At 62.4% G+C, this 20767-nt stretch carries 17 protein-coding genes and 1 riboswitch; of the genes, 6 read left to right on the top strand and 11 right to left on the bottom strand.

Going from position 1 to position 20767, the window contains the following annotated elements; all coding sequences use genetic code 11:
* Positions 1 to 115 precede the first annotated feature (115 nt).
* A riboswitch (FMN riboswitch) is annotated at positions 116 to 282 on the bottom strand.
* 106 nt (positions 283 to 388) lie between these two features.
* The 6 genes from IEV88_RS14870 (at position 389) to IEV88_RS14845 (ending at position 8137) form a co-directional block, all read left to right on the top strand.
* A complete protein-coding gene (locus IEV88_RS14870; protein WP_188160637.1) occupies positions 389 to 1537 on the top strand; it encodes a TonB family protein in 1149 nt (382 codons plus the stop codon).
* Entirely contained in the window at positions 1524 to 2729 is a 1206-nt protein-coding gene (locus IEV88_RS14865) for an energy transducer TonB (RefSeq protein ID WP_188160638.1), read from the top strand. The genes IEV88_RS14870 and IEV88_RS14865 overlap by 14 nt, the downstream gene beginning before the upstream one ends.
* Positions 2702 to 3871: a hypothetical protein gene (locus IEV88_RS14860; RefSeq protein ID WP_188160639.1), complete on the top strand. Its 1170-nt coding sequence runs from the start codon at positions 2702 to 2704 to the stop codon at positions 3869 to 3871. Before IEV88_RS14865 ends, IEV88_RS14860 begins: the two co-directional genes overlap by 28 nt.
* Positions 3872 to 3966: 95 nt before the next feature.
* Positions 3967 to 5448, top strand: coding sequence for a histidine--tRNA ligase (gene hisS, locus IEV88_RS14855; protein WP_188160640.1), 1482 nt, complete (start codon positions 3967 to 3969; stop codon positions 5446 to 5448).
* Positions 5449 to 5600: 152 nt separating this feature from the next.
* Positions 5601 to 7487, top strand: coding sequence for a sensor histidine kinase (locus IEV88_RS14850; RefSeq protein ID WP_188160641.1), 1887 nt, complete (start codon positions 5601 to 5603; stop codon positions 7485 to 7487).
* Entirely contained in the window at positions 7484 to 8137 is a 654-nt protein-coding gene (locus tag IEV88_RS14845) for a response regulator (RefSeq protein WP_188160642.1), read from the top strand. Before IEV88_RS14850 ends, IEV88_RS14845 begins: the two co-directional genes overlap by 4 nt.
* Before the next feature lie 157 nt (positions 8138 to 8294).
* Here the strand turns inward: IEV88_RS14845 and IEV88_RS14840 are convergent, their stop codons facing one another.
* The 11 genes from IEV88_RS14840 to IEV88_RS14790 all read right to left on the bottom strand — a co-directional run bounded on the left by IEV88_RS14840 (position 8295) and on the right by IEV88_RS14790 (position 20614).
* Positions 8295 to 8960 carry a MarC family protein gene (locus IEV88_RS14840; protein ID WP_188160643.1) on the bottom strand — a complete coding sequence of 222 codons (666 nt, stop codon included), beginning with the start codon at positions 8958 to 8960 and terminating at the stop codon, positions 8295 to 8297.
* 44 nt (positions 8961 to 9004) lie between these two features.
* Positions 9005 to 9688, bottom strand: a complete 684-nt coding sequence (locus tag IEV88_RS14835; protein WP_188160644.1) for a nitroreductase family protein — start codon at positions 9686 to 9688, stop codon at positions 9005 to 9007.
* Positions 9689 to 9696: 8 nt separating this feature from the next.
* Entirely contained in the window at positions 9697 to 11622 is a 1926-nt protein-coding gene (mutL, locus tag IEV88_RS14830) for a DNA mismatch repair endonuclease MutL (protein WP_188160645.1), read from the bottom strand.
* Between the two features lie 52 nt (positions 11623 to 11674).
* Positions 11675 to 12520 (bottom strand): tRNA 2-thiocytidine(32) synthetase TtcA, encoded by an 846-nt coding sequence (gene ttcA / locus IEV88_RS14825; protein WP_188160646.1) that lies wholly within the window; start codon positions 12518 to 12520, stop codon positions 11675 to 11677.
* Positions 12521 to 12589: 69 nt separating this feature from the next.
* On the bottom strand, positions 12590 to 13201 hold the full coding sequence (locus IEV88_RS14820; protein WP_188160647.1) for a DUF2799 domain-containing protein: 612 nt from the start codon (positions 13199 to 13201) through the stop codon (positions 12590 to 12592).
* Positions 13202 to 13393: 192 nt separating this feature from the next.
* Complete coding sequence (locus IEV88_RS14815) at positions 13394 to 13951, bottom strand: DUF3035 domain-containing protein (protein ID WP_188160648.1); 558 nt, start codon at positions 13949 to 13951, stop codon at positions 13394 to 13396.
* 88 nt (positions 13952 to 14039) lie between these two features.
* Positions 14040 to 14630 carry a signal peptidase II gene (lspA, locus tag IEV88_RS14810; protein WP_188160649.1) on the bottom strand — a complete coding sequence of 197 codons (591 nt, stop codon included), beginning with the start codon at positions 14628 to 14630 and terminating at the stop codon, positions 14040 to 14042.
* Between the two features lie 3 nt (positions 14631 to 14633).
* Positions 14634 to 17558, bottom strand: coding sequence for an isoleucine--tRNA ligase (gene ileS, locus IEV88_RS14805; RefSeq protein WP_188160650.1), 2925 nt, complete (start codon positions 17556 to 17558; stop codon positions 14634 to 14636).
* Positions 17559 to 17856: 298 nt separating this feature from the next.
* Complete coding sequence (locus tag IEV88_RS14800; RefSeq protein WP_188160651.1) at positions 17857 to 18609, bottom strand: DUF3011 domain-containing protein; 753 nt, start codon at positions 18607 to 18609, stop codon at positions 17857 to 17859.
* A 174-nt stretch (positions 18610 to 18783) separates the two neighbouring features.
* Positions 18784 to 19728: a bifunctional riboflavin kinase/FAD synthetase gene (locus tag IEV88_RS14795; protein ID WP_188160652.1), complete on the bottom strand. Its 945-nt coding sequence runs from the start codon at positions 19726 to 19728 to the stop codon at positions 18784 to 18786.
* A gap of 22 nt (positions 19729 to 19750) precedes the next feature.
* The gene (locus IEV88_RS14790) at positions 19751 to 20614 is read right to left on the bottom strand and encodes a TIGR01459 family HAD-type hydrolase (protein WP_188160653.1); all 864 of its coding nucleotides are present in this window, start codon (positions 20612 to 20614) and stop codon (positions 19751 to 19753) included.
* Positions 20615 to 20767 lie beyond the last annotated feature (153 nt).

Below are 20767 nucleotides of genomic sequence, written 5' to 3'. Positions count from 1 at the left end.
CACTTCAGTCGGTGCTTCCGGGGCGTGTCATAACAGTCCGGGCGCAAGGCGGATGCGGGAAAAAGCCCCGCAATACCAGCATGCACACCACGCCCTCCACGGGCGTTGACTGTCATCGAACCTTCTACCATCCGGACTATGACCGTCGGCTCTGGAATCTCACCAGATCCTGCATCCGCGGGATTGCTCCCGTTTCCGCTCGCGGGCTGACTGGACGGGCTTGGGTGCCAAACTCTCCAGATTACCGCCGGTGGGGACTTTCACCCCGCCCCGAAAGTTCATTCTGATCGGGAATATAGGGACATGGGCGCGGCTTGGCAATATTGCCCGACACACGGGGAGGTGGTAGCGTTTTGCGAGGGAAAGTTGAGCAAGGGGGCGTTATCACGTGAATTTCCTGAAGGAGATCGTCTTCACGATCATGCTCGTCATTCAGGGGCATCTCGGCCAGCCGGCAGACCCCGCCACGCCGGTGAGCCCGAGCGAGCATGAAGAAGCCTTTGCCGCCTATGAGAACGCTGTCCATGACAGGGAATTCTGGAAGGCTCTCCATTACGCCGGCAAGGCCTACAATCGCGCGCGCGAGGCCGACCTTCCAGCGCGGGAGATGGCCCGCTACGCCAGCGCTTTCGGCAATGCCCGGGCCGAGACAGGCGGCCTTCACGACGCGCGCGACCTGTTCAGGGAGTGTGCCGCGCTGCTCGCCGGCCTGAAGGTCGCCAGCGCCGAGCGTGCCTATTGCCTCCTGCGTGAGGGCGAATTGACGGGCATCATGGGCGAAACCGCGGAGGGTCTTGCCCTCATCGATCAGGCTGTGAGGGTTGCCGAGACCGGTCCCCAGAGCTGGCAAGCCCGGCGCGTGGCAGTCCTCGCGCGGTTCATGGATATCGTCATCGGCGATGACGGCACCGAAAAGAGCGAGGAATACCAGCGCGCCCAGTATGAAAAGGCACTGGCCCTGCTGCCGGAACTGGAAGAGGTGCTTGGCGAAGGCGAGAAGCACGCGGCCTATCTGCATGCGCTGATCGGCAGGTATCTCTATGCAGAGGGAGAGTATAGCGAAGCGCTCGACCATCTGGTGCCGGCCTATGACGGCATTCATCCTCACCCGACCATGGCGCAGTTCAGCTGGATGCTGATGCAGGAAATAAAGACGGCCGCGCATTGGCGGATCACCTCGCGCCATGATGACGCGCTGTACGTTCTCTATGATGGCTGCGCGACGCTGGATCGTAATGGCATGACCAGGGTCTGTATCGAGCGCAGCTGGTATCCGCCGATCCCGCCTGACGCCATTGCAAAGAACCAATACGGGTTCGCCGAGCTGTCCTACGATATCGATGCGCAAGGAAAACCGCAGAATGTTCGTGTACTGAGGAGCTGGCCGGAGGATTATTTCGGAGAGTCTGCAGCCTGGTATCTGGGGGCCTGGACCTTCAAGCCGCCGGTGACCGACGAAGGCGAGGTGGTTGAAGTCACCGGCCTGAAGGAATTTTTCACTTTCGACCCGGAGAGATTGGACGATGAGGGGATATGAGTGGCGCCGGGCGTTGGGAGCGCTGGCCCTTTCGATACTGGCATTCGGGGCAAGCGTACACGCGCAGGACGATGACGGGTCCGTCGTCGCAGCATATCAGCTGTATGATCAGGCGATACAGACCGACAATCCCGAAGATGCCTTCATCTATGCCGAACTTGCCTATGACCGTGCGCTGAAGGAGTGGGGCCAGGAGAACATCCAGACGGGTTACCTCGCAGCCAACTACGCCGAGCTACTGGTCATCGAGAAAGAGTTTTCCAAAGCCATCGATGTCTATGGTGTTTGTACAGATGTATTGTCTGGCCATCTTCCGGAGGCCGCAATCGATCTTGCCAATTGTCATGGCGCGCTTGGTAATCTCAACTGGCAGGAGGGAGATGACGATGCTGCGCGGAAGTCTTTTCTGGTGGTGATCGAACTGATCGCATACGCACCGGAAGATGCGTATATGCGATCGCTCGCCGCTGATGCCTACCTGCTTTTGGCAGTTGATGCAGTGCCGGGAACGATCAGGCTGCGGGCACCGAACAAGGATGAGTCCTATCGGTTCGAGCGCACCAAGGACTATGTCCTGACCGGACTTCCTTTTATCGTTGAGTCCTATGGCGAGGTGAGCGATGAGGTAGCGCTGGCGTATCAATTGCTCGCTACATATTATGAGTTTGCCCGCGACTGGCCAGCATCCCAGGAATATTACAAGCGCGCGCACTCGATCTATTACGACAGATATGGTAGTGAAGATGAGCGTACACGGAATATGTATGGCAGAGCGCGGTATGTAAACTATCAGGACGCCGACCTTGAATGGACAGCCGTCAAGGGTGATGAGGAGCGTGACGAGATCAGGCGTGAACAGAAGATGCGCTTTGTCGAGGGAGATGACTGCTTCGAAGACCGGATTGATGGCATCTGGGTTCGCTCATGCGTCATAAAGGCTCCGATACCAAGCTATCCCTCGGTTGCCGGCAGGAAGGGGCAATTCGGGTTCGCCGAGGTCCGCTATGACATCATGGAAGACGGCACCGTGGAGAATGCCTATGTCTATACGTCATGGCCCAAGGATGCATGGGACGACATCCTGATCGAGGCGATCGAGGACCGGAAATACACTCCCCCGGTGACTGAAAACAGTGAGCCGTCGGCGATGCCGGGCAGGCGGTCATGGTTCTTGTTTCAGTTGATGGGTTAATCGGCATGCGGCTGTATTCTGTAATTCTTGCTTCCTTCCTGTTTCTTTCGCCAACATTTGTCTCTGCCCAGAACGATGACGGGTCCTTCGCCTATGCCTATCAGGCCTATATGCGGGCGGCGGATAATGACGACGCTACCGCCATGGCGCGCCATGCGGGCGAGGCCTTTGAGCGGGCGCAGGAAGTGCTGGAAGCCGACGATATTCAGCTTGGCTATCTCGCGGCGAATTATGCCGAGGCGCTGGTGCTGGATGGCAAGTCGAGCCGGGCAGAGCCGGTCTTCGAAGACTGTATCGCGATCTTGAAGGACTATTTCCCTCAGACGGTGCCGGACGTGACCTATTGCTGGGACGGCCTCGGCTGGACCTATGTGAACCGCAGTGATCCCGATGAGGCGAAAGAGGCGTTCGAGAGTGCGCTGACCGTGGCAGCGATGCTGCCCGACGATGCCGAGTTACGCAAATACCGGGCGGACACGCATCTGGTCGCGGCGAACATCTATATGCCGCCGGGGTTATATTATTTTCGGGAAAGGCTAGGCGAGCTGTCTCTGGAGCGGACGCGGTATCACGCGCAGCAGGCTGTGCTATTGTTGCCAGAATTCTATGGCGATGGAACGCTTGAGCTGGCCGAGGCATGGATGCTCCTCGGCCACGGAATGCCGCAAGATGAAAGGGCCGAAGCGGCTGCAGCCTACGGCAACGCATGGCGTCTGTATCGTGAGCTTGAGGGTGACGACGCCCGCGCGACTGTCGCCGCATACGCACGCTTTCGTGGTGCGGCTAATGATGTCTTCCGTGATGAGGATGCTCCGGACGATGAGGATCCTGAATATCAGTGTGAATATATCCAACCCGATGGTACGATTATCACCGCCTGCATCAAGAAGCGTACCGAGCCTCGCTTCCCCAGCAATGTCCGCGATCTCGACGGCATCGTCGTCATCGAGCTGATGTATGACGTTGACGAGAATGGCACCGTGCAGAACCAGCGTGTCATTTTTTCAAACCAGGACAAGTTCATCCCTGCCTGTCAGACAGCAATGAGGACGTGGCGATATGAAAACCCGGTGAACGAAGAAGGGGAGCCAGTTTCCATTCGTGATCTAACAGTAACTTACAAGTTTCAGGTTGTGTCTTGACCCTCGGGGCTTGTCGCGCCCCTCCCTATTGCTCCTTATGCCCGGATTGACTAATCAGGGCGCTCACGCAAGTTACCCTGACGGGAAGCCGATCCATGACCAAGAAAGACAAAGAATTCCGCCCGAAGGCGCGGGTGCCGCGCGGTTTTCGCGACCGCCTTGGCGAGGAGCTGATCGCCGAAAAGGCGATGCTGGAGCGGATCACCGATGTCTATGCCAGCTATGGTTTCGACCCGCTGGAAACGCCGGCGTTTGAATACACCGACGCGCTGGGCAAGTTCCTGCCCGATGTCGACCGGCCGAACCAGGGCGTCTTCTCGCTGCAGGACGATGACGAGCAGTGGATGAGCCTGCGCTATGATCTGACCGCGCCGCTGGCCCGGTTCGTGGCCGAGCATTTCGACGGCCTGCCCAAACCCTTCCGCCGCTATGCGGTCGGTCGGGTCTGGCGCAATGAAAAGCCGGGCCCGGGCCGCTACCGCGAGTTCACCCAGTGCGATGCGGACTCTGTCGGCGCGCCGGCGCCCTATGCCGATACCGAGATCGCGATGATGTTCGCCGATGCGGTCGAGGCGGCAGGCGTGCCGCGCGGGGATTATGTCATCCGCATATCCGATCGCAAGCTGATGAACGGCCTGCTCGATGTCGCTGGCCTGTCCGGTGAGGAACAGGCCGGGCAACGCCTCGTCACCCTGCGCGCCATGGACAAGCTCGACCGGCTGGGCACTGACGGCGTGCGCCAGCTGCTCGGCGAGGGGCGCAAGGATGACAGCGGCGACTTCACCGATGGCGCAAAGCTGTCGGGCGATCAGGCCGACATCGTCATGGCGTTCATGGCTGCCACCAAAGGCACCAATGAAGATACGATCCGTGCCTTGAAGGATATTATCGGCGCCAGCGATGCCGGGCAGGCAGGGCTTGCCGACATGGCCGCGATGGCGGAGACGCTCTCGGCGCTCGGCTATGATGAGACGCGCGTGCTGCTCGACCTGTCGATCGTGCGCGGTCTTGAATATTATACCGGCCCGGTCTTCGAGGCCGATTTGACCTTCGAGGTTGCCGACGAGAAAGGCCGTCCGGTGCGCTTCGGCTCGGTCGGCGGCGGCGGGCGCTATGACGATCTCGTCAAGCGCTTCAAGGGCCAGGAAGTGCCGGCGGTCGGCTGTTCGGTCGGCGTCTCCCGGCTTCTGTCCGCGCTGCAGACGCGCGAAGGGGCGCTGGCGAAGGCGAGCGGGCCGGTGATCGTCACCGTCTTCGACAAGGCGCGCATGGCCGATTACCAGCTGATGGCCGCCGAATTGCGCGCCGCCGGTATCCGCGCCGAGGTCTATCTCGGCGGGTCGAATTTCGGCAAGCAGATGAAATATGCCGACAGGCGCGATGCGCCGGTTGCGATCATCCAGGGCGAGGACGAGCGCGCCAATGGCGAGATCCAGCTCAAGGACCTGATCCTCGGCGCGACACTGTCGAAGGAAATCGAGGACAACAAGGCCTGGCGCGAAGACCAGCCGGCACAGGTCTCCGCGCCGAGGGAGAAGCTGGTCGAGGCCGTGCGGGAGATGCTGGCGCGGCATTAGCGGCGCTGCGCGATTAATCTCTATTGTGACAGCCGCTCTAGCCCTTTGATCCGAAATACGTAATATTTTCAAATGGTACCGTTTTTGGTGCCGTTGTTCCGGCCTGCATGCCCCGACATGCATGCCGGCTACCGGGGCGAGAGTATTCTGGCATGACTGCCGCGCAGATATTGATCATGCCGGGCCGCAGGCTGGCCGTGTCCATGGGACTTGGCGCGGTGCTTGTGGCCGGGTTCGTGTCGATGGTGTTGCTGGCGCCGGGGGATGCGCTGTTTCGCTCGCCGCTCGAGCTAAAATCCAGCTTCTGGACCCAATTTGTCACCGGCGCGGGGGCCTATCTCATCGGGGCGCTGGTCTGGTCATTGCGTCCGCGCGACCTCGCGGCAATGCTGTTCGCGCTCAGCGGCCTTGCCACGCTGATGTTCACCTTCGCTGCCGGGATCAACAATTCGGTGGCCGTGCCCTTGCCCGAGTGGGCGCAAATCCTGTTCGTCCTGCTCAATGCCGGCGGGGCCTCGCTGTTCGGCATGGTGATGATCGTGCTGTTTCTCGTCTATCCCGTGCGGCTGGCGCATTGGCAGCTGTGGACGGGCCTGGTTGTTGCCGGTTTCGGTATCTGGACGCTGGTGGGGCTGACATTTCTGTTCCAAGGGTCGACCATGGTGCAGACGATCACTTTCGTGGAAATGATCGGCATCTGCGTCGTCGTCGCGCTGCAGATCAGGGCCACCGCCGGGATGCCGCGTGAGCGGGCGATCGCCTGGTGGCTTGGCCTGTCGGTCCTGCTTGGCGCCGGACCGTTCATCGCCCTCGTGGCCGTGCCGAGCACGCTGGGCTATGGGGCGCTGATACCGGCGCCTATCGCCTTCATCTTCTTTCTGCTGATCTATATCGGTCTCGCCGTTGGCCTGACGCGCTATCGGCTGTTCCAGCTCGGCGAATGGGCGTTCCAGATCCTGTTCTATACGATCGGCGCGGCGTTGCTGCTGGTGCTGGATGCCGTGCTCCTGCTGACCCTGCCGCTCAACCAGGGACCGGCCTTCGGTCTTTCGATCTTCATCATCGCGATCGCCTATCTGCCCCTGCGCGACTGGATCGGCCGTCACGTCTTGCGGCGGGATGCGTCAAGTACGGAGGAATTGTTCGGCGCCGTCGTCGATGTCGCCTTCGAGCCTGTTGCCGAACAGCGCGCCGCCGCCTGGCAACACTTGTTCCGCCGCCATTTCCTGGTGCTGGAATGCGAGGCGGGCGATGCCGGCGTGTCCGGGCCGGAGATACGCGAGGACGGGCTGGCGCTCGCCCTGCCGCCGATGAAGGGCCTGCCGGGCCTGATCCTGCGCTATCCCTGGGACGGGCGCGGGCTGTTCGCGCCGCGCCATCGGGACACGGCTTTCCAGCTGATGCGGTTGATGCACCAGGCGGAGGAGAGCCGGGTTGCCTATGACCGTGGCATGCAGGAGGAACGCACCCGCATCGCCCGCGACATGCATGACAATATCGGCTCGCAATTGCTCAGTGCCCTGCATAGCCGCTCCGGGCCGCGCAAGGACGTGCTGATCCGTGAAACGCTGACCGACCTGCGCGACATCATCAACAATGCCGGTGGCGATGAAGCGTCCCTCGGCGAGGCGCTTGCCGATCTGCGTGCCGAAACGGCGGAGCGGGCGGAGGTGGCCGGGCTGGCTCTCGACTGGCGCAGCGAAATTGCCGAGGACGTGCAGATGAGCCCGCAGGCGATATATGCCCTGCGGTCGGTCATCCGCGAAGCGGTCAGCAATGCGATCAAATATGCCGGCGCCCGGCGCGTCGGCGTGACGGTCACGCAGGTCAACGGGTCGCTAGACGTGACCCTGACCGATGACGGCAAGGGTTTCGATCCGCACACCATCATACCGGGTAACGGCTTGAAAAATATTGCCGATCGCATTGCCGGGCTGGGCGGGACGTCTTCGATCGGTTCCGGCGCGGCGGGCACCACAATCGCCGCACAGGTGCCGATACCGGCCGTATCGGGCGGGAAGAGAAAGGTCGAGGCGTGAAGAAAGTCCTGATCCTGGAAGACCTCACCGAGACACGCCGCTGGCTGTGCACGCTGGCGCAGGAGGCGGTGGGGCCGTGCGCGATCACAGAGGCCGGCGATGTGCGAACGGCACTGCAGGCCGTACGGGAAGAAACCTTCGATCTCGCCCTGATCGATCTGGGCCTGCCCGATGGGTCCGGGTTCGATGTCATCCGTGCCGTGACGGAAAAGAACAGTGAGACGATCCCCATCGTCATGACCGTGATCGGCGAGGATGCCTCCGTCGTCGCGGCGTTGGCCGCAGGCGCGCAGGGCTATCTGCTCAAGGACACCGATGAGGGTCTGCTTGCCCGCCAGCTTTCACATTATGCCGATGGCGTGCCACTGCTTTCGCCCGCGATCGCCCGGCGGATCGTGACCCATTTCCGCGAGACCGGTCCGGCTGCCGAGGAGGATGGCACGCTCACCGACCGGGAGAAAAGCGTATTGGCGCTGATCGGGCGGGGCCTCAGGAATGCCGATGTCGCCATTCACCTCGGCGTCGCGGAAAGCACGGTCGCCAGCCACATCAAGTCCGTCTACCGCAAGCTCGGCATCTCGTCGCGCGCGGAAGCATCCTGGCATGCGACCCGTCTTGGCCTTCGGCCCGATGCCGGCGACAAGGGATAGCGCGCGGACCTATCCCCGGTTCAGGGGATGGTCGGCGGCCCTGAAATCCCACATGGTTGTCCAACACTTTCGGGGGAGAGTGTGTCTCTAGGACATCCCGGACAATGGCCGCCCCAGGCCATTTCCGGGATGTGCTTTTGCTCTCAGGGAAAGTGACCTAACTGCCGACCCGCTCCAGCACGCCGACGCGAATGCCGTCGAAGATATATTGCGTCGACAGCGCCATCAGCAGCATGCCGAGGAGGCGGGAGATCATGTTCATGCCGGTGCGCCCCAGCGCCGATGAGATGCGCGCGGCAAAGCTCATGAACACGAAGCCGACGATCAGCGTGACATAGACCGACGCCAGAACGCCCGCCATGGCAGCCATCTGGTTGACCGAGTCGGCAAAGCGCTCGCGATTGTCGCCCATCAGCAGCATGACGGTCGCGATTGCCCCTGGTCCGGCCAGTAGCGGCAGGGCGATGGGATAGAAGGCGATATTATCGCGCGAGGAGGCCTTCGGGCCGGGCCGCTTGGCGTCCATTTCCTCGTCCGGGTCGAAGAACATGCGAAAGCCCATCAGGAACAGCAAAAGCCCACCGGCGGCGCGGAAGGCGGCCATGGTGATACCGAGATGGTGCAGCATGAACTGGCCAAAGAAGGCAAAGAAGGTAAGCACTCCGGCGGCGATGATCGCCGCGGACAGGGCGATCATGCGCTGGCGCTTGGGCTCATCATGGCGCGTCAGCGAGGCAAAGATCGGCGTTACCATGACCGGGTCGATCACGATGAACAGCGTCACAAAGGCCGCAACGAAGGATGTCAGAAACGCAGTCAGCATGGGCGAGGCCCATACGCCGCTTTATCGGGCAAGTCCACACCCTTTCAGAACACCGACAGGATATCCTTCAGCGGTTTCTTCTTCAGCGCATGGGCGGGCACGGTGGCGCCGTCCGCCGGCTTGCCGACCACGAGGATGAGATAGGGCTTTTCCGTATCCGGCCTTTTGAGGAATTTATTGAGGAAACTCATCGGGTTCGGCGTGTGGGTCAGGGTCGCCAGCCCGGCCATGTGCAGGCCGGTGATCAGCATGCCGGTGGCGATGCCGACGCTCTCATGGATGTAGTAGTTCTTCTTCGCGTCGCCCGTCTCGACTCCGCCGCGGCGCTGGGCGAAGATGCAGATCAGCCAGGGCGCATCTGTCAGGTGTTCCTTGGTGGCATCGGTGCCGATGGGGGCGAGGGCGTCGAGCCATTCGGCACCGGCGCGGCCGTCATAAAAGGCACGCTCCTCTTCTTCGGCAGCGGCGCGGATCTGCGCCTTGATCGCGGCATCCCCGACCAGCGCGAAATGCCAGGGCTGGTGATTGGCACCGGAAGGCGCTGTGCCGGCAGCGGCGATACAGCTCTCGATGATATCCTGCGGCACCGGTTCGCTCGCAAACGCCCGGATCGAGTGGCGCCGGCGCAAAGCCGCGAGAAACGCCTCCGCCCCCTGGCGCATTTGCTCTTCCGGCAAGGCTTGCCAGTCGCCGAGCTCGGCAAGGAGGATGTGTTTCTCTTCCGCCATGCCGCAGCCTAGCGCCGGCCGAACAGGCGTTCAATATCGGCGAGCTTCAGCTCGACATAGGTCGGGCGGCCGTGATTGCACTGGCCGGAATAGGGCGTTGCCTCCATCTGGCGTAGCAGGGCATTCATTTCCTCCGTGGTCAGACGGCGTCCTGCCCGGACCGAGCCGCGGCAGGCCATGTTACCGCAGATTTCCTGCAGCTTCTCCTTCAGGGCCAGCCCTTCGCCCAGCGACGAGATTTCCTCGGCCAGCGAGCGGACCATGGCCTGCACATCCGTCTTGCCGAGCAGGGCCGGGGTTTCGCGCACGATGACGGCGCCGTCGCCAAACGGCTCCAGCTTGAGGCCAAGCTCGGCGAATTCCTCCGCGCGGTCGATGAGGGCGTCGGCTTCGGCCTGGTCGAGCTCCACGACCTCCGGAATCAACAGCCCCTGGCTGGCGACACCGCCCTGGGCGAGCGCCTTTTTCATGCGCTCATAGACAAGGCGCTCATGGGCGGCGTGCTGGTCGACGATGACGAGACCGTCCTGCGTCTGCGCGACAATATAGGTTTCGTGCAATTGCGCGCGCGCCGCGCCGAGGGGATAGTTTTTCGGTGGCTCCTGCGGGGCATATTCCTCCGGCTCATGACGGGCGGTCGGTGTGTCCATTCCTGCAAATGCGGGCCCGGCAAAGCTTTCGCCATTTTCTTCAAAACCTTGCGGCGGCGCAAAACTTTCCGCAAACGGATTATCACGACTGAACCCATCCCGGCGGAAACTCTGCGGGCTGGCACCGCCATAGCGCTGCTGTGGCTGATAGCTGCCCTGCAAGGGGGCTGCGCTCTGCTGGTCTTCTGCACGCATTCGGCCAAGGGCGTATCCGGAAACGGTGGTCGAGGCGCGGTGGCCAGCCTCGGCCAGCGCATGGCGCAAGGCCGAAACGATCAACCCGCGCACCATGCCGGCGTCGCGGAAGCGCACTTCCGTCTTGGCCGGGTGCACGTTCACATCGACCTGCGATGGCGGCATGTCGAGGAACAGCGTCACCGCCGGGTGCCGGTCGCGGGCGAGGAAATCGGCATAGGCGCCGCGGATGGCGCCGACGATCAGCCGGTCCTTCACCGGGCGGCCATTGACGAACAGGAACTGCTTGTCCGGCATACCGCGGTTGAAGGTCGGCAACCCTGCGAATCCCGTAAGGCGCGCATCCTCGCGCATGGTGTCCAGCGTCAGGGCATTGTCGCCGAAATCGCGGCCCATCACGGCGGCCTGGCGCGCGAGCGCGCCCTCGCGCGTATCCGGCTCGGCCTTGTAGTCGAACATCCGGCGGCCGTTGGAGGACAGGGCGAAGCCGACATCATGGCGTGCCATGGCGAGCTTCTTGAGCACCTCCGAGATCGCCATCGTCTCGGCCCGGTCGGTCTTGAGGAATTTCAGCCGCGCCGGCGTCGCATAGAACAGGTCGCGGACCTCGATACGGGTGCCGTGCCCGGCAAAGGCGGCAGGGGCCGGGCCATCGACCTTGCCGCCATGCACGGAGAGTTTGGCCGCATTCAGCCCTTCCGGCCGGGACAGGATATCGAGCCGGGCGACCGCACCGATGGAGGGCAGCGCCTCGCCGCGAAAGCCCATGGTCGCAATATTGGTCAGGTCGTAATCGCCAGCGTCCGACGGTGAGAGCTTGGACGTCGCATGGCGCTCGATCGCCAGCAGCATCGAGGCGTCGTCCATGCCGCAGCCATTGTCGGTGACGCTCATCGACGCCTTGCCGCCATCGCGGATGTCGATCTCGATCCGCGTCGCCCCGGCATCGAGGGAGTTCTCGACCAGTTCCTTGATCACCGCCGCCGGTCGCTCGATCACCTCGCCGGCGGCGATGCGGTTGACGGCATCGGGCGGCAGGCGGTGGATCGCCGGGCGGGGATTGTCGGATTTTCGGGCGGTGGCGCTCATCGGCCCATTATGCGCGCCTGCGCTGATTCGTTAACAGCGGCGCTTTTCCACACTATTTGCGCGGGGCGAGGCCTGCGAAGTCAAACAGGGCCGGGTCGAGCATGTGGCCGGGCTTCACGTGGGACAGGGCGCGGAAGATCGTGTCCTTGCGACCGGGGCTCCTGCGCTCCCACTCATCGAGCAGCTGTTTCATCGCCTGGCGCTGCAGCCCGTCCTGGGACCCGCACAGATCGCAGGGGATGATCGGGAAGGACAGGGCGGCGGCGTATTTGGCAAGATCTTCTTCCGCGCACAGGGCGAGCGGGCGCAGCACGGTCAAATCGCCCTCGTCATTGAGCAGCTTGGGCGGCATCGCGGCAAGGGTGCCGCCATGGAACAGGTTCAAGAGGAATGTCTCCAGCGCATCCTCGCGGTGATGGCCGAGCACCACCGAAGAGCAGCCTTCTTCCCGCGCGATACGATAGAGATTGCCGCGGCGCAGGCGCGAGCACAGCGAGCAATAGGTCTTGCCCGCCGGCACCTTGTCCATGACGACGGAGTAGGTGTCACGATACTCGATCCGGTGGGCGATGCCGTGGCTGTCGAGAAAGTCCGGGATCGTGCTGGCGGGAAAGCCCGGCTGGCCCTGGTCGAGATTGCAGGCGAGCAGGTCGGCCTGCAGCAGTCCTTGCGCGTTCAGATCCATCAGGATACCGAGCATCGCCCAGGAATCCTTGCCGCCGGACAGGCACACGAGCCACCGTTCGCCCTTGGCGTGCCCGTTTGCAAGCATGCCATACGTGTCCATCGCCTCGCGGGTCAGGCGGTTGAGGCGCTTGCGCAGTTTGTTGAAGGCCGTCGTCTGCGGCGCGTGGCGCAGCAGGGCGATGGCATCCGGGTGATCGAGAAGGTCGGTCATGCCATCGCCTCTAGCGGTTCTGTCCCGCTTTTACCAGCGCCTGTTACCAGCGCCCCTTACCAACGCCCATTACCAGCGTCTGTAGGCGAAGGCATTCAGCGCATCGCGGGCAAGGCGGACGTCGAACTGACGCTCCTCGATGTACCGGCGCAAGCGGCGCACGTCGCTGTAGAGATCATCAAGCCGGCGGCGATACTCGTCTTCCGGCAGCTGTGTCTCGCTCGAGCCCTGTCGCTTGCGCAGATCCTCGATGTCGTCTTCCTTGTCGTCGATCTGGGCATACAGGCTATTGAGGGCGCTCTCTGCGCTGCGCAGGTTCGATTCGAGGCGATAGAGCTCACGGCCTTCATTGTAACCGGCAAGGAATTCCGGTTCGAGTTCGACCGGGCAGACATTGTTATAGCTGGAGCCGCGCGAGCCGACCTCGAACCCGTTGCGCGGCGTGCAATAGGTTCGCAGCCCGTCTTCATAGCCGCGATTATAGGCGGTCAGATTTGCCTCCACACCATATTCCCGGCACTGATTGATGCGGGTTTCAAGCGTCGAATAGGCGGCGCCATTGACCCCGTCATTGGCGCCGATGGCAGCCCAGTTGGCGCTCAGGCAATCATCCTCGGACATGGATACGCAAGCGCTCAAAAACGCACAGGCAATGAATAATCCGGTCAGCTTCTTGATCATGGTCGTTCCTCCCGTCACCTTTCCTGCAAGGCCCTCTCCACCATGACAGATTAGCAATGTGGCTGCACTGTGTCAGCACAATGTGTTCACCGGACTGTGTCTGCCAGGCGGCTTTCATGACCGGCGGCGCGGCACAAAAAAGCCGCCCGCATGGCGGACGGCTTTCCGAAATCTGCTGGTCTTCGACAGCGCCTAACGGATGCCGGGCAGGTTCAGGATCTTTTTATCCCGCTCGATCGTGACGTCTTGACCGCCGGTGACATTCTCGATCGACTGACGGCGGGCCTCGAGCCAGCTGTTCGGATCGTCGACGCGCAGCGGCGCAGCCTTGTCGTCGATCGTGCCATTATTGACCTGCCAGAACAGCAGGCGGTTGGCGAGGCTGGCGTCCTTCTCGGCCCAGCCGCCATTCTCGGCGGCAAGAATAGAGCGGATGTTCGGATCGACATCGAGGGCGCCCGATTGCTGGATCAGCACCAGCTCCCCCTCGCTCGGAGGCTGGGCGGTCTGGTCACCGACCAGCAGCTGCTGGGCGCGTTGCGACGGCGATTGCTCCTGCGGGCGCGTCTCGCCCGGTTTCGGCGGACGCAGGGAATAATCCGGCGGAATGGTCAGCGGGGCCTTGGTGACGATGGCGAACTCGTCTGGCGGGTTCTTGCCGCCGCCAATGGCGGAGCGCAGGCTGGAGCAGCCGCTGGCGGCCAGGCCGACAAGGGCAATGGCCAGAACCGTGCGATAAAACGCTTGCATGGGTAACTCCCTGTAAGTTTCAGCGGACACTATAACGCCGCCATTCGCCGGATAAAAGCCGTTAACCGTGCTCTTGTCCAGTTTTGCCTCACTTGCCTGCCGCTTTGTCACGTTCAAGGCGCGGAGTCACGAAGAATGCGTCATAGAGCAGGCAGATGACGCCGATATTGATGCCGGCATCGGCGATATTGAAGACCCAGGGGAAGTAAAGCCCTGAAAAGTCGAGGAAATCGACGACCGCGCCATAGGCGATGCGGTCATAGGCATTGCCGAGCGCGCCGCCGATGATCAGTCCGACGCCAAGCGCCGCGACGCGCCGCTGCAGCGAGGCGAGCCAGTAGATGAGCGCGAGCGATACACCGATCTGGACGATCGACAGGCCGATCCGCGAGGTCATGCCGCCAGCGAAAAGGCCGAAACTGACACCGCGATTCCATACCATGGTCAGGTCGAAAATCTGGGAAATCTCGATCTGGCCGCAATAGCGCGGATTGGTCGGCGAGCAGAGCGGCCCGGCGAGCGTGTCATTGCGCAGGACGAGGAATTTCGTCAGCTGGTCGAAGAAGATGATGACGGCGGACAGGCCCAGCGCGACATGGGCGTAGGTGTTCCGGGCGATCTGGTAGCGCCAGACCCGGAATCGCTTGCCCGGCCGCAATCCCTTCTTGTCCTTTGCCATCTCTCAGCCCGCCACCTTGTCATGGGCGGCAACAGCATCCTCGCAGCGATTGCACAGCTCGTGTGTCTCGGTGACTTCCGGCAGGATGCGCCAGCAGCGCGCGCACTTGCCGCCTGTCGCCTCTGCCGGTTCTACAGCAATGCCGGGGGTGTCTGGCAACTGAAAAGGATTTTCAGAAATCACCACTAAACGAGCGCGCTCGGGCGGCACTGGATCATTTAGAAGCTGTATTCCGGATGTGATGCATAGCTCGGCCATGTCGACGGACTGGGCGAGCTTGAATGTCTCTGTATCCTCGATATGGACGACCGGCGCCGCTTCCAGCGACGCGCCGATGCGCTTCTCGCGGCGCTCGACTTCCAGCGCGCCGGTGATGACGCGGCGGACCTTGCGGATCACGCCCCACTTTTCGGCGAGCGACTCATTCTTCCAGTCATCCGGTGCCTGCAGGAACAGGTGCAGATGGATCGATGAGCCCGACTGTTCCGGATACCGCGAGAGATAGGTCTCTTCCGCCGTGAACGGACAGATCGGCGCGAGCCAGCGCATCAGGTAATCGAGCAGGATGTTCATCACCGTGCGGGTCGCCATGCGGTCCGGATCATCCGGCCGGTCGCAATAGAGGCTGTCCTTGCGGATATCGAGATAGAGCGAGGACAGGTCGATGGAGCAGAAATCCGACAGGCGGCGCCACACGGTCTTGAAGTCATAGGCCCCATAGGCAGCGCTGATCTCGCCATCGAGCCTGTGCAGCAGGTGCAGCACATAGCGCTCCAGCTCCGGCATGTCCTCCGGCTCGATTTCTTCCGTAGGGGCATAATTGGCGACGGCACCGAGCAGGTAGCGCAGCGTGTTGCGCAGCTTGCGATAGCTGTCGACGGCGGAGCCGATGATTTCCTCGCCGATGCGCAAATCTTCGGAATAATCGGCGCTGGCAACCCAGATGCGCAGGATGTCGGCGCCATATTTCTGCGTGATTTCGGCGGGGTCGGTGACATTGCCTTCCGTCTTCGACATTTTCCGGCCCTGCTCGTCGAGGACGAAGCCATGGGTCAGCACGGCCTTGTAGGGCGCGCGTCCGCGCGTCCCGCAGCTCTCCAGCAGGGACGACTGGAACCAGCCGCGATGCTGGTCGGAGCCTTCGAGATAGAGATCGGCAGGGGAGGTCAGGTCGTTGCGGCCCTCCAGCACGAAGGCATGGGTCGAGCCTGAATCGAACCAGACATCGAGAATGTCCTCGACCTTGTCATAGTCCTCGGCCTTGTATTTCTCGCCGAGGAAGTCCTGCGCCGGGGTGTCGAACCAGGCATCGGCGCCGCGCTCTGCGATCGCCATGCGGATGCGGTTGTTGACGTCCTCATCGTTCAAAGGTTCGCCAGTTTTCTTGCTGGCGAACAGCGTGATCGGCACGCCCCAGGCGCGCTGGCGCGAGACCAGCCAGTCGGGCCGGCCCTCGACCATGGTGCGGATGCGGTTGCGCCCGCTTTCGGGATAGAATTTCGTTTCGGCGATGGCCTGCAGTGCGGTATCGCGCAGGCCGCCGGAGCCGGCCGCGCCCATGCGGATGAACCATTGCGGCGTCGCCCGGCGGATGACCGGCGCCTTGGAGCGCCAGGAATGGGCATCGCGGATCGTCGTCAGGCCCCGCGCGAGCAGATTGCCGCTCTCGGCGAGCAGGCGCATGACTTCCGGATTCGCCTTGCCCGGCTCGCCGAGCTTCTTGCCGGAGGTGCGGATGATGTCGAGGCCGCGCAGGGGCTCTGGGACTTCATCCGTATAGCAACCGCTTTCATCGACGATCTGGCGGATGTCTCCGGTCGACCGGCCGGACGCGACGAAGACATTGTAGTCGTCCTCGCCATGGGCGGGCGCGGTATGGACGAAGCCGGTGCCGGCATCGTCGGTGACGTGGTCGCCGGCGAGCATGGCGATGTCGTGCTGCCAGAACGGATCGAGCCCGGCGAGCGGGTGGCTGATTTGCAGGCCCTGCGGATCGGCATCGGCGATGCGCGTCCACTCGGAGATTTTTGCGGCATCCCGGACGCTGTCGGCCAGCGCATCGGCGAGGACCAGTTTCTCGCCGACTTTCGCATAGGGGGCAAAACCCAGTTCCTCCGCGCTCATCACGGCGTTGACTTCGTAGACGCCATAGGAGATCGACGTGCTGTAGGAGATGGCCTGGTTCGACGGGATCGTCCACGGCGTGGTCGTCCAGATCACGACAGAGGTATCGTCGGCATTGGCGACCGGGAACTTCACCCAGATCACCGGCACCTTGCGGTCGTGATACTCGACCTCTGCTTCGGCGAGCGCGGTCTGTTCGACCGGCGACCACATCACCGGCTTGGCACCGCGATAGACGAGGCCGTTCTCGATGAATTTCAGGAATTCGCCGACGATGGCGGCCTCCGAGGCGAACTTCATCGTCGTGTACGGGTCGGCCCAGTCGCCCTCGATGCCGAGACGGCGGAACTCGGCCTTCTGGATGTCGATCCACTTGGCGGCATAGTCGCGGCAGGCCTGGCGGAATTCCGATGGCGGCACGTCAGCCTTGGCCTTGCCCTTTTCCTTGTATTGCTTCTCCACCTGCCATTCGATCGGCAAGCCGTGACAGTCCCAGCCCGGCACGTAATTGGCGTTGAAGCCGGCCATCTGGCGCGAGCGCACGACGATATCCTTCAGCACCTTGTTCAGGGCGTGGCCAATGTGAAGATGACCATTGGCATAGGGCGGGCCGTCGTGGAGGGTGAACGCCGGGCGGTCTGCCGCCTCCACGCGCAGTTTCTCGTACAGGCCCATCTCCTCCCAGCGCTTCAGGTGCTCCGGCTCTGCCTTGGGCAGGCCCGCGCGCATCGGGAATTCGGTGGTCGGCAGGAAAAGCGTATCGCGGTAGTCGCGCCCTGACGGCGCCTTCTTGTCATCAGCCATGGTCGGTCAATTCTGTCTGTCTATAGGGGGAAGTCTCTAGCGCGGGTTCCCGCGCGGCGCAAAAGGTTTCGCCCGGACTCAGGCAGCCGATACGGCGCCGGAGGCCGGGTCGCTAATTCGCTGGATCGATATGCCTGTCAGGCTGCGCATGGCCCATAGCTTTTACGGATCGGGGCGGCGGAGGCAAGAAAAAACGCCGCCGGAACAAATGCACCCGGACGCTCCACGGAAAAAGGCCCGGACTGGCCGGGCCTTCGACTTTCTGCATTCAGATGAGTCCACTTGGATGCAGGTTGACCTAGTGACGGCCGCGCCCACGGTCCCTGTCGCGATCATAGCGATCGTCGTAACCGGAATAACGGTAGGAGGTCAGCCAGGCCTGGCCACGCTCATACTTGCAGACGATATCGCGGTCGCCCGAGCGATAGCCGCGGCCATAGTCATATTCCAGACCGACGGTCCAGCCATAGCCGTCGCGGTCGGGCGTGGCGAAATTCACCTTGTCGAAGCGATAGCCATAACGGCCCTCATTGCTCAGGCGGCTATTGGCGACGGCGATACAGCTGCGCACGGCCGCGTCACGGCGGGCGGAGAGATCGTCACGGCCATAACCATATCCAGGCCGATCATAGCGGTCATTGTCGTAGCCCCGGTCATAACCCCGATCGTAGCCGCCACTATAGCCACCGGCATAGACGACACCGAAATTGGCTCGGCAGCCATTGCGCACCCAGATTCGGGTGCGGTCATAGCCCCAGTCGCGGCCTTCATAGCAGCTTGAATTGGACTTGCGGTCCTGCAGGTAGACGCGCTGGACATTGCCGCCGAGATAACAGGTCTCGTAGCGCATGTCGTCGGATTCACAGTAGACGGTGCGCGTTGAACCGCCAGAGCGATAGTCGCGGTCATAATTGCTGGAGCCGACTTGTACCGAGAGGGTCTGGGCCGAGGCAGTGCCGGTCAGGATCATCAGGCCGCCGGCCAGGGCGGCACTAAAGGCGCCGAGCCCGAAGCGCTTTGCGGCTGACGGGCGGGTAGGGGTATGGGTCATGAATTCCTCCATGCTGGCGTTTCACTTATCCGCCCCCCGGCCCGTGAACTATGAACAGAATAGCTGTCGATATTCTGCCATGATTAACGGAAATTAAGGCAACAGCGTGGCGCCGCCGCGACGCAGGCGCAGCGGTTCATACGATTGCGTGATGATAGCGCTGACAGAGAGGGCTTATTGCGTCAGCAGGCGGCGTGCTGCGCCGCTGTCTTCAGAGATCTGGGCCTTCAGCGCGTCGAGACCGTCGAATTTCTTCTCCGGCCTGATGAAATGGTGCAGCTCCACTTCCAGCGTCTCGCCATAGATATTGCCGTTGAAGTCGAAAATATAGACTTCCAGCAGCACGCCTTCACCATCGACGGTCGGACGGGAGCCGAAATTGGCAACGCCATTGTGCGTCTCCCCGTTCAGGTGAACCTTGACGGCATAGACGCCTTTTGCCGGCTCGATCAGGTCGCCGAGGCGGATATTCGCAGTCGGGAAATCGAGCGTGCGGCCCAGCTGCTTGCCTTTTTCGACGATGCCGGTGACAGACCAGGGTCGGCCGAGGATGCGGGCGGTGTCCTCCGGCCGGCCTTCCTGGATCGCCTCGCGGGCATCGGTGGAGGAGAATTTCACGATCTCGCCCTTTTCGGCCACCGGCTTGACGATCATCGGTTCGATCCCGGCCTTGCGGGCAAGCTCGTCCAGCATCTGCGCGGTACCGGCGCGCTTGCGCCCGAACTGGAAATCGGCGCCGACGGCAATACCCGACAGGCCGAGAATATTGCCGAGGATGTCATTGACGAACTCCGCCGGCTCCAGCATCGACAGGCGGCGGCTGAACGGTAACAGGAATACGGTCTCGATGCCCTGCTGCCCCAGCAGATCGATCTTCTTGTGCAGTGTCGTCAGCAGGAAATTCTCCGTCTCCGGACGGAAGGCATAGCGCGGATGCGGCTCGAAGGTAATGGCCGCCAGCGGCTTGCTCATGATCACGGCCAGTTTGCGGGCCTCGTCGATTAGCGCCTGGTGGCCGCGGTGGACCCCGTCGAGATTGCCCATCACGGCGACGGTGCCGCGGAAGATGTCTTCCAGCGGGCAGTCGAGCGGCGCATTGATGACGGTCGGTTCGTTCATGCCTCCTGCCATTGCGGGCCTCCTACCACTTCAGGGCTTCCATGGCGACCGTTGCGGTCAGGCCGCGTTGGGACAGGAGATCGCCGACGAGCCGGCCATCGAGCCGGCCCTGATCATTGCGGCCGATATCCTGGGAGATACCATCGGCAATGAAAACGACGTCGAGCCCCTGGCGGTTGGCGCCGAGAATGTCGGTGTTGAAGCCGTCGCCGATAACTAGGATGCGCTTGGGTCTCTCACCATCGCCCAGCTCGGCGAGGCGCTCATAGGCAAGATCATAGATCGGAGCGTGGGGCTTGCCCGCCATGATGACATTGCCACCGAGCTTCTCGTAGACTTCCGCGAGCGCCCCGCCGCAGTAGATCAAATCGTTGCCACGCCGCACGACGATGTCCGGATTGGCGCAGACAAAGGGCAGCTTGAGCGCGTGAGCCTGCCCGAGAAGCGCGTGATAATCTTCCGGCGTTTCCGTGGCGTCGTCGAAAAGACCCGTACACAGAATGAAAGTCGCCTCTTCCAGCGGGACGTAATCGATACCGAAAGCATCGAAGATGGTGTTGTCCTTGTCCGGGCCGAGCTTGAAGGCAGGCTTGCCTTCGAAGCTCCGAACCGCCGCCAGCGTCGCATCGCCGGAGGTGACGACCCCGTCATAGGCGTCGCGCGACAGGCCGAGGCTGTCGAGCTGGTCCGGAATGACCGCAGACAGGCGCGGTGCGTTGGTCAGGATGAAGACGGGCCCGTGCTTGGCCCGGAACTCAGACAGCGCTTCTTCCACGCCGTCGAACAGGTCGACGCCATTATGCACGACACCCCAGGCATCGCACAGCAGGGCGTCATAGTCGGGGGCAATCTCGCGCAGGGCGCTGATAATTTTGGTCTCTGGCATAAAGCGGAGGTAGCCCCGCCCCGTGTGCCGGTCAAGCGGGCTATCTGATCGGGGGGAGCCCATTCGGGGTTGCAAGGCGGCGGATCCCGTGATCGCCGCCCCGGTCTGTATCCATGCCGTCACGTACAGCCATGGGGCAGACGCTTGATGGCC

Origin of the sequence: Aquisalinus flavus (assembly GCF_014640095.1) — a bacterium.
Taxonomy (GTDB): Bacteria; Pseudomonadota; Alphaproteobacteria; order Caulobacterales; family Parvularculaceae; genus Aquisalinus; species Aquisalinus flavus.
The sequence above is the reverse complement of the archived record's forward strand: the minus strand, read 5'-3'. Positions and strand labels throughout refer to the sequence as shown.

Excerpts from the sequence above, each read along its gene's own strand:
- IEV88_RS14865 (WP_188160638.1), top strand. The coding sequence starts at position 1,524 with ATGAGGGGATATGAGTGGCGCCGGGCGTTGGGAGCGCTGGCCCTTTCG.
- IEV88_RS14860 (WP_188160639.1), top strand. The coding sequence starts at position 2,702 with ATGGTTCTTGTTTCAGTTGATGGGTTAATCGGCATGCGGCTGTATTCT.
- hisS (WP_188160640.1), top strand. The coding sequence starts at position 3,967 with ATGACCAAGAAAGACAAAGAATTCCGCCCGAAGGCGCGGGTGCCGCGC.
- IEV88_RS14850 (WP_188160641.1), top strand. The coding sequence starts at position 5,601 with ATGACTGCCGCGCAGATATTGATCATGCCGGGCCGCAGGCTGGCCGTG.
- IEV88_RS14840 (WP_188160643.1), bottom strand. The coding sequence starts at position 8,960 with ATGCTGACTGCGTTTCTGACATCCTTCGTTGCGGCCTTTGTGACGCTG.
- IEV88_RS14835 (WP_188160644.1), bottom strand. The coding sequence starts at position 9,688 with ATGGCGGAAGAGAAACACATCCTCCTTGCCGAGCTCGGCGACTGGCAA.
- mutL (WP_188160645.1), bottom strand. The coding sequence starts at position 11,622 with ATGAGCGCCACCGCCCGAAAATCCGACAATCCCCGCCCGGCGATCCAC.
- ttcA (WP_188160646.1), bottom strand. The coding sequence starts at position 12,520 with ATGACCGACCTTCTCGATCACCCGGATGCCATCGCCCTGCTGCGCCAC.
- IEV88_RS14820 (WP_188160647.1), bottom strand. The coding sequence starts at position 13,201 with ATGATCAAGAAGCTGACCGGATTATTCATTGCCTGTGCGTTTTTGAGC.
- IEV88_RS14815 (WP_188160648.1), bottom strand. The coding sequence starts at position 13,951 with ATGCAAGCGTTTTATCGCACGGTTCTGGCCATTGCCCTTGTCGGCCTG.
- lspA (WP_188160649.1), bottom strand. The coding sequence starts at position 14,630 with ATGGCAAAGGACAAGAAGGGATTGCGGCCGGGCAAGCGATTCCGGGTC.
- ileS (WP_188160650.1), bottom strand. The coding sequence starts at position 17,558 with ATGGCTGATGACAAGAAGGCGCCGTCAGGGCGCGACTACCGCGATACG.
- IEV88_RS14800 (WP_188160651.1), bottom strand. The coding sequence starts at position 18,609 with ATGACCCATACCCCTACCCGCCCGTCAGCCGCAAAGCGCTTCGGGCTC.
- IEV88_RS14795 (WP_188160652.1), bottom strand. The coding sequence starts at position 19,728 with ATGAACGAACCGACCGTCATCAATGCGCCGCTCGACTGCCCGCTGGAA.
- IEV88_RS14790 (WP_188160653.1), bottom strand. The coding sequence starts at position 20,614 with ATGCCAGAGACCAAAATTATCAGCGCCCTGCGCGAGATTGCCCCCGAC.